General features: G+C 70.0%; 1 protein-coding gene. It reads right to left on the bottom strand.

The annotated features are described in order from the left end of the window. Positions 1-683 (bottom strand): transposase (locus VXC91_RS46465; protein WP_329513347.1); only part of this gene is annotated, 683 nt, incomplete at both ends.

The raw sequence follows: 683 nt of genomic DNA, 5'->3' as shown, positions 1-683 counted from the left end.
CGCGGAGTCCGCCCGCACGACGATCTGGGCGGTGATGCCCATCGCCCGCACCGTCGAAAGCGCCTCGCGCAGCAGACTGGCGGCGCCTTTGCCGGAGTTCGCCGATCCCTTGCGCAGGCGGGTCGCCACGATCACCGGAGCGCAGGTGGACGTCTTGACCGTGACGATCTGGAAGTGCAGGCCGCGCCGTTTGGTATAGCCGAACGAGGCGCCCTGCTTGGCCGGCCCGTAGACCTGCTTGACTTTGGAGTCGATGTCGACGAACACCACCTCGTCCGCTTGGGGGATCAGCCCGGTGTGCGCGGCCAGGTTGCAGGTGAACGCCCGTGCGGCGGACTCCAGTTGACGCACGTGCCCCCAGGTGAACGCACGCAGAAAGGTGCCCAGCGTGGACGGCGCGCGCACCCCGCCGAACAGGCGCGTAAGCCCGCCGTGCCGCAGGACGTCCAGATCGTCGATGCTGTCCGCCCCGGCCACCATCCCGCCCACGATGCTCATGACCTTCGCCTCGGGGGCCGTCCCGGCGCCGTTCTGCGCGCCGGTCAGCTTGACCTTCTGGGCCACCAAAGCGGCCAGGCCGCACCGCTCGGCCAGCCGGATCGTGGGGACCAGCCCGGCATGGGCGATCAGGTCGGGGTCGTCGAACGCGGCGAACAGCTCCGCCGGCCTGTGGGAGACTTTCA

The organism is Streptomyces chiangmaiensis, assembly GCF_036281785.1.
GTDB lineage: Bacteria > Actinomycetota > Actinomycetes > Streptomycetales > Streptomycetaceae > Streptomyces > Streptomyces chiangmaiensis.
Note: the sequence above shows the minus strand (reverse complement) of the source record. Positions and strands in the feature narration are given on the sequence as shown.